The 15446-nt window shown below is 68.4% G+C and carries 11 protein-coding genes; 3 read left to right on the plus strand and 8 right to left on the minus strand.

Going from position 1 to position 15446, the window contains the following annotated elements; all coding sequences use genetic code 11:
• Positions 1 to 533 precede the first annotated feature (533 nt).
• Entirely contained in the window at positions 534 to 1724 is a 1191-nt protein-coding gene (locus BCL79_RS17900; RefSeq protein WP_121043613.1) for a benzoate/H(+) symporter BenE family transporter, read from the plus strand.
• Between the two features lie 4 nt (positions 1725 to 1728).
• Here BCL79_RS17900 and BCL79_RS17905 read toward each other — a convergent pair whose 3' ends face one another.
• Genes BCL79_RS17905 through egtB form a run of 4 tightly spaced genes read right to left on the minus strand, consistent with a single transcriptional unit; the run spans position 1729 to position 6781 of the window.
• Positions 1729 to 2304 (minus strand): DUF2628 domain-containing protein, encoded by a 576-nt coding sequence (locus BCL79_RS17905; RefSeq protein ID WP_121043616.1) that lies wholly within the window; start codon positions 2302 to 2304, stop codon positions 1729 to 1731.
• Entirely contained in the window at positions 2301 to 4469 is a 2169-nt protein-coding gene (locus BCL79_RS17910; protein ID WP_121043619.1) for a lytic murein transglycosylase, read from the minus strand. Before BCL79_RS17910 ends, BCL79_RS17905 begins: the two co-directional genes overlap by 4 nt.
• A 54-nt stretch (positions 4470 to 4523) precedes the next feature.
• Positions 4524 to 5498 (minus strand): L-histidine N(alpha)-methyltransferase, encoded by a 975-nt coding sequence (gene egtD / locus BCL79_RS17915; RefSeq protein ID WP_121043622.1) that lies wholly within the window; start codon positions 5496 to 5498, stop codon positions 4524 to 4526.
• On the minus strand, positions 5495 to 6781 hold the full coding sequence (gene egtB / locus BCL79_RS17920) for an ergothioneine biosynthesis protein EgtB (RefSeq protein ID WP_121043626.1): 1287 nt from the start codon (positions 6779 to 6781) through the stop codon (positions 5495 to 5497). Before egtB ends, egtD begins: the two co-directional genes overlap by 4 nt.
• A gap of 171 nt (positions 6782 to 6952) precedes the next feature.
• Here egtB and BCL79_RS17925 point away from each other — a divergent pair, with 171 nt between their 5' ends.
• Entirely contained in the window at positions 6953 to 8260 is a 1308-nt protein-coding gene (locus BCL79_RS17925) for a GGDEF domain-containing protein (RefSeq protein WP_121043629.1), read from the plus strand.
• Here BCL79_RS17925 and BCL79_RS17930 read toward each other — a convergent pair.
• Positions 8239 to 8634, minus strand: a complete 396-nt coding sequence (locus BCL79_RS17930) for a YchJ family metal-binding protein (protein WP_121043632.1) — start codon at positions 8632 to 8634, stop codon at positions 8239 to 8241. The genes BCL79_RS17925 and BCL79_RS17930 overlap by 22 nt on opposite strands.
• 62 nt (positions 8635 to 8696) lie before the next feature.
• Here BCL79_RS17930 and BCL79_RS17935 point away from each other — a divergent pair, with 62 nt between their 5' ends.
• Positions 8697 to 9473: a sulfite exporter TauE/SafE family protein gene (locus tag BCL79_RS17935; protein WP_121044016.1), complete on the plus strand. Its 777-nt coding sequence runs from the start codon at positions 8697 to 8699 to the stop codon at positions 9471 to 9473.
• A gap of 37 nt (positions 9474 to 9510) precedes the next feature.
• Here the strand turns inward: BCL79_RS17935 and BCL79_RS17940 are convergent, their stop codons facing one another.
• Genes BCL79_RS17940 through BCL79_RS17950 form a run of 3 tightly spaced genes read right to left on the minus strand, consistent with a single transcriptional unit; the run spans position 9511 to position 15326 of the window.
• A complete protein-coding gene (locus tag BCL79_RS17940; RefSeq protein WP_121043636.1) occupies positions 9511 to 13122 on the minus strand; it encodes an ATP-binding protein in 3612 nt (1203 codons plus the stop codon).
• A 46-nt stretch (positions 13123 to 13168) separates the two neighbouring features.
• On the minus strand, positions 13169 to 13870 hold the full coding sequence (locus BCL79_RS17945; RefSeq protein WP_121043639.1) for a DUF4194 domain-containing protein: 702 nt from the start codon (positions 13868 to 13870) through the stop codon (positions 13169 to 13171).
• On the minus strand, positions 13857 to 15326 hold the full coding sequence (locus BCL79_RS17950) for a DUF3375 domain-containing protein (RefSeq protein WP_121043642.1): 1470 nt from the start codon (positions 15324 to 15326) through the stop codon (positions 13857 to 13859). The genes BCL79_RS17945 and BCL79_RS17950 overlap by 14 nt, the downstream gene beginning before the upstream one ends.
• Positions 15327 to 15446: the final 120 nt, after the last annotated feature.

Raw genomic sequence — 15446 nt, forward strand, 5'->3', positions numbered from 1 at the left:
TGATCAAACGTCTGCAAGATGGACATACATCCTTCCTGCAGGCGCCTTCACAAGATACCTGCGCATACTGTCAAAGAACTTTGGAATCGGCCTCAGCGCCTTCTTCCGTGTGCCCCGACGTTTCCGTCGTTGCGAGCCGCCCATTATAGACCGGCTTATCTGCTTCGTCAACACCTTTTTTCAAGGCCGCTTCACCGAAGTGAACCGTTGTTGCCGATGCCGCTTCGTCGTTCGCCTCAGAGGCTTTCGTCGTTGCGAGCCGCCTATTATGTCAGGCTTTTCGTTTCCGTCAACACCTTCTTTCGAAGGTTGTTGCCGTCGCTGCGGGTGGGTGTTCACCGGGGTGAAGACCGCGTCGCAGCGAGGGAGCGAATACTAAAGACTTCTGAAAATTCGTCAAGCGTTTTCGTCGATCTTTTTCATCAACGCGTCATCCATACGTGCTGCTCATCAACAAGCGCGGCAGCACGCGCGTTGCGCGTGCTGCCGCTGGCTTGCTAACAATGCATCTCTAGTCATCAGGAATGCATGCGATGTCCGCGGTAGGCAAACGTTCGTTGTGGCGCGATCTCTCCCTGCCTGCGGTGATGGCGGGCTTCATTACGGTGTTGGTGGGCTTCGCCAGTTCGGCGGTGATCGTGTTCCAGGCCGCACGCGCGGTTGGCGCCGACCAGGCGCAGATCGCCTCGTGGATGTGGGCGTTGGGCCTTGGCATGGGCGTGACCTGTATTGGTCTGTCACTGCGCTATCGGATGCCGGTCGTCACTGCATGGTCCACGCCGGGTGCGGCAATGCTCGTGGTGGGTGCGGGCGCGGTCGGCTACAGCGATGCGATCGGTGCGTTCGTCCTTGCCGCGGTGCTCGGAATGCTCGCCGGCTTCTCGGGGATCTTCGCGAAGTTGATGAAGCGTGTGCCGATGGCGCTGGCCGCGGGCATGCTTGCTGGCGTACTGCTGCGCTTCGGTCTGGATGTGTTCGTCTCGATGGGCACCCAGCTGGGCATGGCATTGGCGATGTTCGCCACCTGGCTGATCGGGCGACGGCTGTTCCCGCGCTATGCGGTGATCGCCACGCTGCTTGTCGGTGTCATGGTGGCGGCCGGTCAGGGGCTGCTTCATATGCAGGACGTGCGGCTGGAGCTGGCCACGCCGGTGTTCACCTGGCCAACGCTGTCGTGGTCGGCGGTGTTCGGCATCGCTCTGCCCCTGTTCGTGGTGACCATGGCCTCGCAGAACATCCCGGGCGTGGCGGTGATCCGCGCCTCCGGCTACGACACGCCGGTATCGCCGGTGATCGGCTGGATCGGGGTGGTCAATACGCTGCTCGCCCCCTTCGGCGCCTTTGGGCTCAATCTGGCCGCAATCACGGCGGCGATCTGCATGGGGCGCGAAGCACACGAGGATCCTGCGCGGCGTTACACCGCAGCCGTGGCCGCGGGCGCCTTCTATATCGTGGTCGGGCTGTTCGGGGCGACGGTGGCGGCCGTGTTCGCCGCCTTCCCCAAGGAACTGGTGGCCTGCGTGGCCGGGATCGCGCTGTTCGGCACCATCGCCAACAGCCTGGCGATGGCCCTGCGTGAGGAGGCCGATCGCGAGGCGGCCCTGGTGACCTTCCTGGTCACCGCCTCGGGCCTGTCGCTGGCCGGGATCGGCTCGGCTTTCTGGGGGCTGGTGGCCGGCGGCATCTGCCTGGTGGCGTTGCGACCGCGCCCGGTCGCCCACTGACGGGTCACGCGCCTTCAACTACCCGCAGCACGACGAACAGCGCCAGGCCCACACCCAGCGCGAGCCGGCTGGTCCCCCCGCGGCGCACCAGTTCCGCGTTGATCCGCTCCGGCTGCCCGGTAAAACGGGCCTGCGCCCGCGCCACCATGCGGCGGCAATGCCAGCGGTACAGCGCATTGCCGAAGATGCCCAGCGAGAGCTGCACACCCAGCGATAACACGACGCCGCCCACCGCCAGGTCCAGCAGGACCATCGCCATGCCAATGGCGAAATCGGCGATCAGCACCGCCAATGCCACCAGGTACATGCGCCGGTACATGAGCCAGTGGAAGCCAAACAGGACGGCCGGCCAGTGCCACGGGCGCGGCCAGCGGCCACCGGCGTCATCCAGATGCCAGCGACGGGCATACAACGCGAAGTTGTCGCCCACCGCCTTCGCCAGCAGCGGATGGCGGTCATGCACCGCCACGGCCGCATCGATCTGGGCGTCGATCATGGCCTCGTGCATGGCGGTGCTGGGCGCGCGATAAGGATTCCCGGCACTCTCGTCGATCCGGGCCGGGGGCGGAACCGTACTCATAGCGGGCGAACCGCCAGCGTCTGCTGCAACACGTACTGCGCACCCGGCGCCAGGGTCACCACATCCGGGCCGGCATTGGCCGCCTCCAGGCACACATAGTTGCGCCAGCCGGCCCCGACATCGGCCATCTTGCTGGCGCCCGCCTCGCCCGGGTTCCACGCGACCAGCGAGCGGCTGCCGCTCGTGGTGATCTCGATGCGGCGCTTCAGGCCCGGGTCCTTGAGCAGATAGCGGCCACCGGCCTGGGTATAGATGCGGTCGCTGCGGCCGGGATCGCGCGGGTCGCGCAGGCTCCAGTCGCCCTGCTGCTGGCGCGGGGTCGCGTAGTTCTCGAACTTGTCCAGGTAGGACAGGCCATCCAGGCCTTCCACGCTGACCTGCATCGCATCGCTGACATGGAAGTAGTTGTGCAGGGCCTGGGTGAAGGCGACCGGCTGGCGGCCGGTGTTCTCAGTGATCAGGCGCTGTTCCAGGGTGCGGCCGATCCGCAGTTCCATGCGCAGGCGCAGATCCAGGTTCTCCAGCACCGGCGGGGCCAGGGTCAGCACCATGGTCCCATCGGCCTCGCGACGGGCCTGCTGCAGGGTCCATGGCACGTTGCGGACGAAGCCATGCGAAGGGACGTCACTGCCCTGCCCCTGGCGGCCGAAATACGGCCAGCACACGGGGCTGCCGCCACGGATCGGGGTCGGCAGCGGCTGGGCGCTCGGCGAGAGCCACATCACGTCCTGCCCGCCATTGGGCACATAGGACAGCAGCTGGCCACCGAACACGCTGATCGCAGCGGTGGCGAACGGGGTCTCGACCCTCCACGCGGGGAAGCCCTGGATGTCGGCCAGGCTGAGTCCGGGCACCTTGGGCAGGGCAGCGCGCGGCGCGGCCGGCGACTGGACGTATTGGGCATGGTTGGGCGGCAGGGTGAACACGGTGGATGCGGGCATGGTCGGTGTGGAAGAAGGAGGAGCACCGCGCAGGGCGGTGAGGATGCGCTGGCCGGCACGGCCATCGGCGGGGGCCCAGCCCAGGCGCTGCTGCTCGGCCTGGATGGCGCGGCGGGTGGCGGTACCGATCATGCCGTCCGCCGTACCGATGTCGTGGCCGCGGGCCAGCAACAGGGTCTGCAGCTCTCGGCGTTCGGTACGGCCGATGCCAGGATCATCGGTTGGCCAGGCGGCGACGATACCCGGGCCACCCCGCAGGCGATCGGCCAGGGTGGCGATCGCCAGGGCATAGCTCTCGGCGGCGTTGTAGGCGTAGATCGCGTCGTAGTTGCGGAACACCAGCCACGCCGGGCCCTTGGCACCGGTCGGGAGCAGCAATGCGGCAGTGCTGTCGGCGGGCAGCCCGGCCGGCGCCAGCGTTCCGCCGGCAACCGGCACGATGCCCAGCGCGCGCCAGTCGGCCAATGGCTTGCGCTGGGTGCGGCCGGCTTGGGCGGTGTTGAAGCCGGCCGGGATCTTCACCTCGATGCCCCACGGCTGCCCGGTGCGCCAGCCGGCCTTCTTCAGATAGTTGGCGGTGGAGGCCAGCGCATCGGGAATGGAGGCGACCAGATCGCGACGACCATCACCGTCACCATCCACCGCGATACGCGCATAGGTAGACGGCATGAACTGGGTGTGGCCGAAGGCGCCGGCCCACGAGCCGGTCAGGCCCTCGGCGCGCAGGTCGCCGGCATCGATCAGCTTGATCAGGGCCAGCAGTTCACCGCGGAAAAAGGGCTGGCGGCGGCCTTCGCAGGAGAGCGTGGCCAGCGACTGCAGCAGCGGGCGCTTGCCGAACACGCGCCCGTAATCGCTCTCTACGCCCCAGACCGCGACGATGGTGGCCGGATCGACACCGTACTCGGCCGAAACACGGGCCAGCAGATCACGGTGCTCGATCAGACGGGCGCGCCCGTCATCGACGCGCTGGGTATCCACCAGCGCGGCCAGGTAGTCCCACAACGGGGTGGTGAACTCCGGCTGCGCATCCAGCAGCGGCAGCACGCTGGGATCGGGGGTCAGCCCGGCGGTGAGCACGTCGAAACGCTCAGCCGGGATGCCCTGCTTGCCGGCCTGGGCCTTGAGGGTGACCAGGCACGTGGAGAAGGCGTCCGGCGCGGCGACCGCGAGCGAGGGTACGCCGAGCCACAGCCCGGACAACAACAGGGGCGACCATCGCATTGGCGGAATCCTTGCAGCCAGTGGACCTGCATCATAGCGGCAATGCCGCGCAGGTCAGGCCGGCTGCAGCAGGCGCAGGCCGAAGGCGGGATCGGTCGCGTTCCAGTGCGCCGTCACCTGCAGCCCGGCATCCGCGGCCATCCGGGCGAACACCGCATCGGTGTATTTGTGGCTGTACTCCACGGTCATCGCTTCGCCTTCGGCGAAATCGAAGCTCTGCCCATCCAGCTGCACGCGCTGGTCGCGCTGGCTGATCAGCTCGGTTTCGATGCGCAGGCGCGGCACGCTGTAGCGGGCGCGGTGGCGGAAGCCCTCCAGATCGAAATCGCTGCCGATGTCGCGGTTGAGCCGGCGCAGCAGATTGAGGGTGAACTCGGCGGTGACCCCGGCGGCATCGTTGTACGCCGCTTCGATCAGCGCCGCGTCCTTGTGCAGGTCGATGCCGATCAGGGCCATGCCATCCGGGCCCATGGTCTGGCGCATCGCCTTCAACAGTGCGATGGCGTCGTCATGGGCGAAGTTGCCCAGGGTCGAGCCGGGGAAGAACACCAGGTGGCGGGCCGGATCGCGCTGCGGCGATGGCAACTGCACCGGCTGGGTGAAATCCGCGCAGACCGGCAGCATTTCGATCTCTGGCAGCGAGGGCGCGAGCCGGGTGATGCTGTCCAGCAACGCAGCGCGGGAGATTTCGATCGGCGTGTAGGCGACCGGGTCGCGCAGCGCATGCAGCAGCAGTTCGGTCTTGCGCCCGCTGCCACTGCCGAGCTCGACCACATGCAGGCGTGGGCCGACCACCTTGGCAATGTCGCGCGCGCAGTCCTGCAGCAGCTGCAGCTCGGTGCGGGTCGGGTAGTACTCCGGCTGCTGGGTGATCTGCTCGAACAGCGCCGAGCCCTGCGCATCGTAGAAGTACTTGGAAGGCAGCTGCCGCGGTGTGGAGGACAGGCCACGCAGGATGTCGGCGGTGATCTGGTCCCGATCCGGCTGCAGATCGGTCAGCGCTTGGAGTGCATCACGGACCGAACTCATGCGGCGTCCCGGGCCAGGCGCAGGCCGGCGAACTGCCACCGGGCCGACGGCGCGAAGAAATTGCGGTAGCTGGCGCGCAGGTGATCGGCCGGGGTGGCGCAGCTGCCCCCGCGCAGCACCCACTGCCCGCACATGAATTTGCCGTTGTACTCGCCGAGGTTGCCCGGGAAGGTGCGGAAGCCTGGATACGGCCCATAGGCGCTGCTGGTCCATTCCCAGACATCGCCGAACAGCTGGACGATGTCGCCCTCCTCCTCCGCGCCGCCCGGGTGCAGCGCATCGGCGTCGGCAAAGCGACCACGCAGGGCGCGGCCGGCCGTCGCCGCTTCCCACTCGAACTCCGTGGGCAGGCGGGCGTCGCACCAACGCGCGTAGGCGTCGGCTTCGAAATAGCTGAGATGGCAGACCGGTGCGTGGGGGTCGAGCGCACGCCAGCCGCCGAGGGTGAACTCGCGCGCCAGCGCGTCATCCCAGTACAGCGGGTGCTGCCACTGCTGTTCCTGGCACAGCGTCCAGCCTTCGCTCATCCACCAGCGCGGCTCGCGGTAACCACCGGCCTGCACGAACTGGCGGTACTCCTCATTGCTGACCGGGCGGTTGGCCAGCGCATGCGCGGGCACCAAGGCGCGGTGGACCGGCGATTCGTTGTCATAGGCGAACGTGGGGCGGGTGGGCCAGACCGGCGCGCCGATCTCCACGATCTGTTCGGGACTGCTGAGCCACCGCAGCGGCAGCGCACGGGCCGGCGCCGCGACAAGATCCTCGCGATAGGCCGGCTGCAGCGGGTTGGACCAGAACGCGTGCTTGATATCGGTCAGCAGCAGTTCCTGGTGCTGCTGCTCATGGTGCAGGCCGAGCAGAAGCTGATGCTGGGCCTGCTCGCTCAGATTGCCGGCCTGCAGTGCGGCGAGCACGCGCTGATCGATCTCCGCGCGGAAGTGCAGCACCTCGTCCAGCGTCGGGCGCGAGAGCAGGCCGCGCTGTGGGCGTGCATGGGCCGGGCCAATGCTCTGGTAGTAGCTGTTGAACAGGTAGTGCCAGTCCGCATCGATCGGAGCGTAGCCGGGGCGGGTCGCCAGCACGAAGCGCTCGAAGAACCACGTGGTATGGGCCAGGTGCCATTTCGCCGGGCTGGCGTCGGGCATGCTCTGGACCATGGCATCTTCGGCACTGAGCGGTGCGGCCAGCGCGAGCGTGCGTGCACGCACGGTGGCGTAGCGGACGGCCAGCGGCGATGGCGGGGCGGCAGTGTGCGGTAGTGCGGCAGCGACGGCGGTATTCATTGCGGTGAGGATCGACCAGCCGGGGTGAGTGCCACGTCATGGCACCGCATCGATCCGGTGACATTGCTCAAGTTGAATACGCGCAGGCCGCTACCGGGGAAGACCCATCGCCTGTGTAGTCCGGTTTGCACGCTGCAGCCACGGCGCGCCGGCCACCACGTGGACCCCTTCTTGCGGACGCATCTGCTACGCCAGCCCAGTCACTATCTGTTCGTGCTGCCTGCAGTACTGGTGGCGCTGGGATTGTGGGCCGCCACCCCCGCGGCGGAAGCCGGCAGTTCGGTGCATCGCCTGCTGCCGATGGTGCTGGCCTGCCTGGGTGTCGGCCTAGCGCTGATCTACAACCGCGTCCGGGCGCTGTGCCTGATGCTGGCCATCGCCTCGGCGTTCGCCCTGCTGCATGGTGTGGTCGGCACGTTCCTGCGCGATGGCGTTGTTTCGGCGCTGACCCCGCTGATCTTCCACGCGGTGTCGTGGTGGCTGCCACTGCTGTTCCTGCTGCATGGGCTGTGGCCCGAACGCGGACGGCTGCGCCAGGACCTGTTGCTGCGTGGCGTGGTCAGCGGGACGGCCCTCGGCATTTTCCTGCTGATGGCCGCACAAGGCCCGGTCGGCATGCATGCCTTGTTGTCGGACCGCCACCTGCCGTGGCTGCCGAGTGGCTGGAATGCGCTGGCCCAGCTGCCTGCGCTGTTGTTCGCGGTGACGACGGTCGCGCTGGCGGTACAGGCCTGGCGCCAGCCCCGGCCGCTGCACACCGCCCTGCTGATCGCCCTGCTCTGCCTGTGGTGGATGCTGCCACGGGTGTTCGTCTCGCCGGCCCTGCTGCCCGCCGTCAGCTGCATGGCGCTGTTGCTGGTCATCTCGGCGATGCTGCAGGAAGCCTTCCACATGGCCTTCCGCGATGAACTCACCGGGTTGCCCGGCCGCCGCGCGTTCAATGAATGCCTGCAGCGGGTCGGGGCCACCTACACCATCGCCATGGTGGACGTGGATCACTTCAAGCGCTTCAACGATACCCACGGCCACGATGCCGGCGATGACGTGCTCAAGCTGGTGGCCGCGCGCCTGTCCGAGATCGGGGGCGGTGGCCGCGCATTCCGCTACGGCGGCGAAGAGTTCGCGCTGGTGTTCCTGGATCGCCCTGCCCCGGCCTGCGTGGCGTCGGTGGAGGAAATCCGCGCCAGGATCGAAGGCGTCCGCATGCATCTGCGTGACCGGGCCGCGCGCAGCCGCGACGATGCGGTGGGGCAGCTGCAGCGTGGACGCGGTGGCAGTGGCGAGGTGGTGCAGGTGACGGTGAGCATCGGCGTGGCCGACAGCCGGGTCGCCGACAGCCCGCAGGCAGTGCTCAAGGCCGCCGACCAGGCCCTGTATGCAGCCAAGGACGCCGGCCGCAACTGTGTGCGTGCGCTTGGGCAGCAGGGCACCGTGCCGGTGCGCGCCAACGCGCTGGCTCAGGGCAACGCGTCGAGATAGAACCAGCGGCCGTCTTCGCGGACGAAGCGGCTGTGTTCGAGCATTTTCACCGCACTGCCGCCGCCGACCTTGTAGCGCGCGGTGAAGCGGACCTGGGCGTGGTCGGCATCTGAGCGGGTATGTGCGTGGATCGTCAGCCCCAGCCACTGGGTGCGCTGGCCGGGTGCTTCGTCCAGCGACAGCTCGCCCGGGCGCGTGGACGGGTGCCAGCTGGCCAGCAGGTACTCGGCCAGGTGGCGCACGTAGGCGCTGTAGCGCGAGCGCATCAGCGCTTCGGCATCCGGCGCGGGGGTGCCGGCGTGGTAGAGGCCGCAGCAGGCGGTGTAGGCCAGTGGGTGGCCGCAGGGACAGGGATCGGAGAGGGCGGTGGTCATGGGGGTATTGTCGCGCGATGACCGGGGGTATGCTGGCGCGCCTTCTGCCGCGATGTGCCGCCGTGCTTGAGCTGGTTCCCCCTGAACTGTTGTGGTTGGTGGCGATCGCCTTCATCGCCGGCCTGGTGGATGCCGCCGTCGGCGGCGGTGGACTGGTGCAGTTGCCCGGGTTGTTCACGGTCCTGCCGCAGCACACGCCGGCGATGCTGTTCGGCACCAACAAGTTCAGCTCGATGTTCGGCACGGCCGCCGCCGCGTTCCGCTACGCGCGCAATGTGCGCTTCCCGTGGCGGCCGGTATTGTTCGCGGCCGGCACGGCCTTCGTGTTCTCCTTCGCCGGGGCCACGGCGGTCAGCCTGCTGCCCAAGGATGCGGTGCGCCCGCTGGTGCTCGTGCTGCTGGTGGCGATGCTCGGCTACACGCTGTGGAAGAAGGACTTCGGTGCCCTGCACCGCCCGCGCGAGATCGGCCGCAAGGAGCTGGTCACCGCGTTGGCGATCGGTGCGGTGATCGGGTTCTATGACGGCTTCTTCGGGCCCGGCACCGGCAGCTTCCTGATCTTCCTGTTCGTGCGCTTCTTCGGGTTGGACTTCCTGCGTGCGTCTGCCGCCTCCAAGGTGGTGAACCTCGCGACCAACGTGGCGGCGATCTCGTTCTTCGTGCCGACCGGCAACATCCTGTGGCTGTTCGCGCTGCCGATGGCCGCGGCCAACATCATCGGCTCGGTGGTCGGCACGCGGATGGCGCTGCGCGGTGGCACGCCCTTCATCCGCAAGCTGTTCGTCGGCCTGGTGGTGGTGCTGATCGCCCGGATGGGCTGGGATACCTTCGGCGGTTAGCCGGACGGGCCAGCCCTGGGGCTGACCCGTTGGTTGCTCAGCGCCTGGGCTTGGCCGGCTTCTTTGCGGCCGCCTTGGGTACGGCCTTGGTGGCCGTCTTCTTTGCCGCTTTCTTCGCCGGTACCTGGGGCGCAGCCTTCTTCGCGCGGGATGCCGGCACGGCTGCCGGTGCCTCCACGCCCTCGGCCTCGGCCTCGACGTTGGCGTCCTCGTCGACCGAGGCAGCCATCACCTCGGGGGCATCCACCACGGCAGGCGCGGCGATCACGGCCGGTGCCCGTGCCGCCGTCGTCTCGCCGGCGCGGGCACGCTCGGGCAGCTTCAGGCGCTTGCCTTCGTCGTCGTACTCGATCAGCAGCACGCCGGAGTCGTGGCGACCGCTGATCTCCACGAAGCAGGCACCGCCGATGAACGGCTCCAGCGTCATCACCGACTTCAGCGGGGTGGCCACGACCATCTGGAACCCGAAGTTGTCGAAGATGTTCATCGCCAGCGCGGTGAACTCGTTGTCGGCCTTGTCGAAGGCTTCATCCAGCACCACCGCCGCGTAGCTGGGCAGCTGGCCGTCGGCGCCACCGAGCTGGTAGCGCAGCGCGGCCGCCAGGCAGGTGGTGGCCAGCTTCTGGCGCTGGCCGCCGGACTTGCCCGCACCGCTGCGGTAGATCTCCACCTGTTGGCGGGTGGCGGCGTCGAGCTCGACGCCGACGAATTCCACATGCAGGCGCACGTCCAGCACCAGCTCGCGCCAGCGCTTGTCCTCGCCCTCCTGCGAGCCGAGCTTGGCGACCAGCTCACGCAGGACCGCGAACTGTGCTTCGGCCAGTTCGCGCTGGTCGGTCTGCTGTTGGGACAGCACGTCGCGCAGGCGCTGGTGGAACTCCAGCACTTCAGGCAGGCGGCGATCGGTGAGTTCGATGGTCAGCAGGGTGCCGCGGTTGAACGGCACCTGCTCCAGCGAGGCATTGACCTCGTCCAGGCGCTGGGCGATCGACTTGCGCGCCTCGGCCGTGTGCCGCTGCAGGGCCAGCAGGTTGTTCTTGCTCTGGCTCTGCAGCAGATCGAAGAAGCGTGCCTCGTGCTGCGGCAGGCCATCGTTCTCCAGCCGTTGCAGGCGGGCCAGGAAATCCTCGGCGCTGGACAAGCTGACGGTGAAGTCGCCGCTGTCTTCGGGCCAGGCCTGGCAGTAGCGGCGGAAGCAGCCGAGCAGCAGGCTCTCCAGGCGGTTGTGTTCGGCCTGGGAACCGCCGAGCTGTTCATTGAGGGTGTTGCTGATCTGCCGGAAGTGGGCTTCCAGGTTCTCCAGGCTGAGCACGCCGAGTGCCTTCAGGCGTTCGTCCAGGCCCTGTTGCTGCAGGGGGGTGACCACGCGCTTGGCCAGCGGCGCGCACTGCTCGTGCAGGCGTTCCAGGCGTTCGTGTTCACGGCCAAGCTGGCCGCGCTCCACGCGCACGTCTTCATAGGTGCGCTTGGCCTGGGCCACGTCGGCGCGGGTCTTCTCGATCTGTTCGCCCAGCTTGCGCAGATCGGCATTGCCTTCGCGCAGGTCGTGCAGGGCCTGGGCGATGTCGTCCAGGCGCTGCAGCGGTGCGGCCACATCGATCTCGTCCCAGCCCAGCGTGCACAGTTGATGGCAGGCCAGTCGGGCCTTGCCGTCCTGTTCGCGCTGCGCGCGCAGGCCGGCCACGTCGCTGTCGCAGGCGGCGATGCGCTGGGCCAGTTCGATCGCTTCGCGCTCGTAGAGGTCCAGCTTGTCGCGGTTGTTGAAGCCCAGCAGCCAACGGCGGCGATCGCTGATGTTGTGGCGATCGTCCTTCTCGAAGCGCTCGCCCGGGTGCTTGACCTGGCCTTCCTTGGTGATGCCGCGGTCGGTATCGCGCAGGTGGCGTGCATCCACGCATTCGTAGTCGAAGCGCTTGCCCAGCTCGCGGCGCAGCCAGCCGGCATAGCCGTGCTCGCGCAGCACCAGCTTGTGCAGCAGCGAACGTGCGCCCGGCTCGCGGCCATGCAGCGCATCGTCGTTGCGGCGTACGCGGTAGTAGACCAGGCGGGTACCGAGGTGGGTCTGGTTGATCCACTCCGAGACCTGGGCGTGGTGGCGCTCATCGACCAGCAGCGACTGCGCGAAGCCGTGCAGCACGCGCTCGATGGCGCCCTGCCATGCGGCGTCTTCGTCGCGGACCTGCAGCAGTTCGCCCACGAACGGCAGTGCCGCCTCGGGAATGCCGGTATCGCTGCTCAGGCGTGCGCGCAGCTGCTGCATGGGTGCAGGGATGCTGGACGGGGTGCGCTTGAGCGCCTCCAGTTCCGAACGCACCTCGGCGAAGCGGCGTTCGTCGTCGCGCTTGCCGCCCATGCGCTCGGCAATGGCTTCATCCAGCTCGGCCGCAGCGCGCTGGCCATCGTCCAGGCGGGCCTGGGCGCGGGCGAGCTGCTCGGCAAACCCGTGCGCGGTCTCGGCCAGGGTTTCCCCCAGTTCGCGGCTGGCGTGGTTGGCCTGGCTGCGCTTGGCCAGGCGGCGGTCGCGCTCCTGGGCGACACGGCCCTGCTCGCGCTCAAGCTCTTCGATGCGCTCGCCGCCCTGCTGGCGCCGCTGCGCTTCCAGTTCGGCGAGGTGGCTTTCATGGTTGTCCAGCGCGCTGCGGCGCTGGCCTTCTTCGCCGGACAGCCCGCGGTCACGGGTATCCAGTTCCAGCAGGCGCGCCTCGAGCAGGGCCAGGCGACGCTGCTCGCGCACGCCGTCGATGCCCAGCTTCATCTCATCCAGGTCTTCGCGCTGGCGGCGCAGTGCCTGCAGATCGGCGTAGTGGCCGCGTGCGGGCAGCAGGGTTTCGACCTGGCGGCGCGCGGTGACCACGGCCTGATGGGCGCCATCGAGTTCGGCGAAATCATCGACCAGCCGCTCGGCGGCATCGAAGGTGCGCGGTGCATCGAGCATGAAGTCGCGCAGGAACACGTTCAGATCGCCGAGGTTCTTCGCCGACTGCGTCTTGTGCAGCAGGCGCAGCGCCATCTCGTTCTCGATCCCGAGCACGTGGCGGAACCGTTCGGCGTAGCTGGCGAAGCTGTCGAAGTGATGCACATCGCCCAGGCGCTGCTTGAGCTTGCGCAGGTCCAGGTCGAAGCCGCCGAGGTCGCGCGCGATGTCGAAACTGCGCTCGGCCACCATGTAGTGCTTGCGCACATCGGCCGCCGCCGCGCCGTTGCCGGCGATCCAGAACAGGCGCACCAGGCTGACGATGCGGCCGTCATTGCTGCGGTATTCCAGCACCAGCGCGGTCCAGGTAGCGCCTTTACGCAGGTACTGGGTGGCGATTTCGCCGGTGCCGCTGTCCTGCTGGTCGGCCCAGGCGCCACGCACGTAGGAGACCAGGTTGCGGTCGCGGCCACTGCGTTCGGCTTCGCGCGCGGCGGCATTGAAGTCGACCAGGGCCGGCGGTACCAGCAGCGCGGACATCGCATCGAGCAGGGTCGACTTGCCCGAGCCGGAGCGGCCGACGAACAGGAAGCCGCGTTCGGCGATCGGCACTTCGGTCAGGCCGGAGAAGGTGCCCCAGTTGTGGACCTGCAGGCGGCGCATGCGGAACTGCTGCGCGCGCGGGTCGGGCTGGTCGCCGGGGAACAGGGCAGGTGCGGGAATGTGGACGGTCATGGCAGGGCTAGCAATCCAGGCAGGGCAGCGGCGCGCGGGCGCGCGCTCAGGCGTCGAGGTCGGCCGGCGCTTCGCGCAGGCGGCGGTACACCTGGGCCAGGACGGCGACATCTTCGGCGGAGAACATCAGTTTCAGTGCCGGCGAGACTTCATGACGCGCATCGTCACCGCCGAGGCGGGTGAGGATGTGGTTGTCCTTCATCTTCTGCACGGCACTGGCGACGCGGCGGTTGAAGCCGGCGCGGTCGGTGGACAGGTGGCGCTCGTACACGGCCAGTGCTTCGGCCAGTTCGGCATCCTCGACCACCGCGCGCACGCCGCGCGCATCGGCTTCGGCCAACTGCTGGCGCAGGTGCAGCAGCAGCACCGAATCGATGAAGGTCAGCGGCGAGGTACGCAGCAGCACCGGTGCATCGATATCTTCGGTGTCGGCCTGGCGGGTGAAGGCCACGCCGCTCTCGCGGTCCAGCACCAGTTCCAGGAACAGGTCCGAGAGCGCCGAGCGGATCGCCGCTTCGCTGCGGATCAGCGCCGGCCACAGCTTGGCGTGGCGCAGCTGGTCGATGCTCGGGCCGATCAGCAGCTGGCACAGCGCGCGGCGGCCATCGAGCGGCAGCCGGCCGGTGTCGCCCATGTAGAAGACGTCATTGTTACGCCGCAGGACGGGCGTCACCACGACCGGCTCGTCGTCGTGCTCGTCTGCGCCGCCGTCGATCGGGGTGTCGGTGGATTGTTCATGCCAGCTCATGGCGTTTCTCCTGGGTGAACCAGATCAGCGGAATGCGGGCGCGACGCCATTGGCCATCGCCGCCGCGCCATTGCGCGATCTCCTGTTGATCGGTGGCGACCTCGCCGTGGCGGGTGCCGAGCGAGAGGTAACCGATGATGCTGCCCAGCCCCTGTGGGGCCTCGCGGTGTTCAAGCACCTGCGCGATCGACAGCCGCGGCTGCGCGCCGAGCAGCTCGTGCAGATCGCGGCGCAGGGTGCGGAAGTCGATTTCAGAGGCGGCCACCAGGTCGCCGACACTCTCCAGCGAGATCGCGGCGGTGTCGTTGCGCTGCACGCTGCCATCCACCTGCGCCTGGCGCGGATCGTGCAGCTTCCATTGCGAGAGCGAGCGCAGCCGGCTGGTGGTGAGCTGCAGGTCGCGGCCGATGCCGCGCTGCGCCGGGATGTGGTCGCGCAGGCCCAGCGCCTCACCCTGGGCCTGCTTGAGCAGCTGGTTGAGGCGGCGCTGTTCCAGGTAGCCACGGCTCTGCACGAAGCCGCGCAGGCTGCGCGCGAAGTGCTGCAGCACGTCGTGGACCTGGCCACCGCGCTCAAGCATGGTGGTGGTGAAGCCACGCAGGAAGGTGCGCTCGTTGCGATCCAGCTTGCGCGCGAAACCACGCGCGAGCACGGTCTCCAGCGCGGCATCGAGCTGGGCGCTCTGTTCGGCATCATTGAGCAGGCGCCAGAACGCCTCGAAGCTGCGCCCGGCGTCGCTGTCGCCGATCACGTCCACGCCTTCGAACAGCTTGGACAGGACGTCACCGCGCTCGCCCTCATCATCGATGATGCGTTCGCGGAATTCACGGTTGAGGCGTTCGAAGTCGTCGCGCACGCGGCGGAAATCTTCGGTCAGCTCGTCGGCCAGGCCGATGATCTGGCGGGTCCGCTCCAGCGCGCGCTTGCCGTCCAGCGAGGAGACCTTGCCGCCGCTGACACGGGCGATCTCGGCATCGATGCGGTCGCGCTCGTCGCGCAGCGCGGACAGGCGCGCATCCGGGTTGGATTCGGTCAGCGCGGCCAGCTGCGAGAGCTGCTCGATCACCAGCGCCAGCCGGCTCTCGGTGGCGGCAGCGCGCGCCTGCTCCAGGCTGTCGGCGAAGCGGATCGCCTGCGCGGCCTGGGTGGACAGTTCGTACTGTTCCTGGTCGGCGCCTTCGGGCAGGCGACGTTCCAGCCAGCCCTGGGCCAGCCAGTGCGCGATGTAGGCCTGTGCGGTGCGAGGCAGGTCGCGCGAGAGCTCATCGGCCTTGAGGTCATCCAGCGCGCGCTGCAGGCGTTCGTGCAGCACCGCGGTGGACAGGGTGCGCTCGTCCTGCATCAGCAGGCTCTGCAGCAGGCCGATGATCTCCGGCGCGTGATCGGCCGCCAGCAGCTTCCACTGCGACTGTTCGCGCAGGTGGCGGTAACGGGTAATGCGCTCGCGATGTTTCATTCGAGACCGGGGACAGGAAGACGGGCCGCGCGGGTCGCGGCGGCCGGGAGGGAAACGGGACGCGCACGCACCCGCAGGGCCGGGCCGAAGCCCGGCGCCTGCCGGCCGCGCGCGACAGCG

The sequence above is a fragment of the Stenotrophomonas rhizophila genome (genome assembly GCF_003651185.1).
Taxonomy (GTDB): Bacteria; Pseudomonadota; Gammaproteobacteria; order Xanthomonadales; family Xanthomonadaceae; genus Stenotrophomonas; species Stenotrophomonas maltophilia_Z.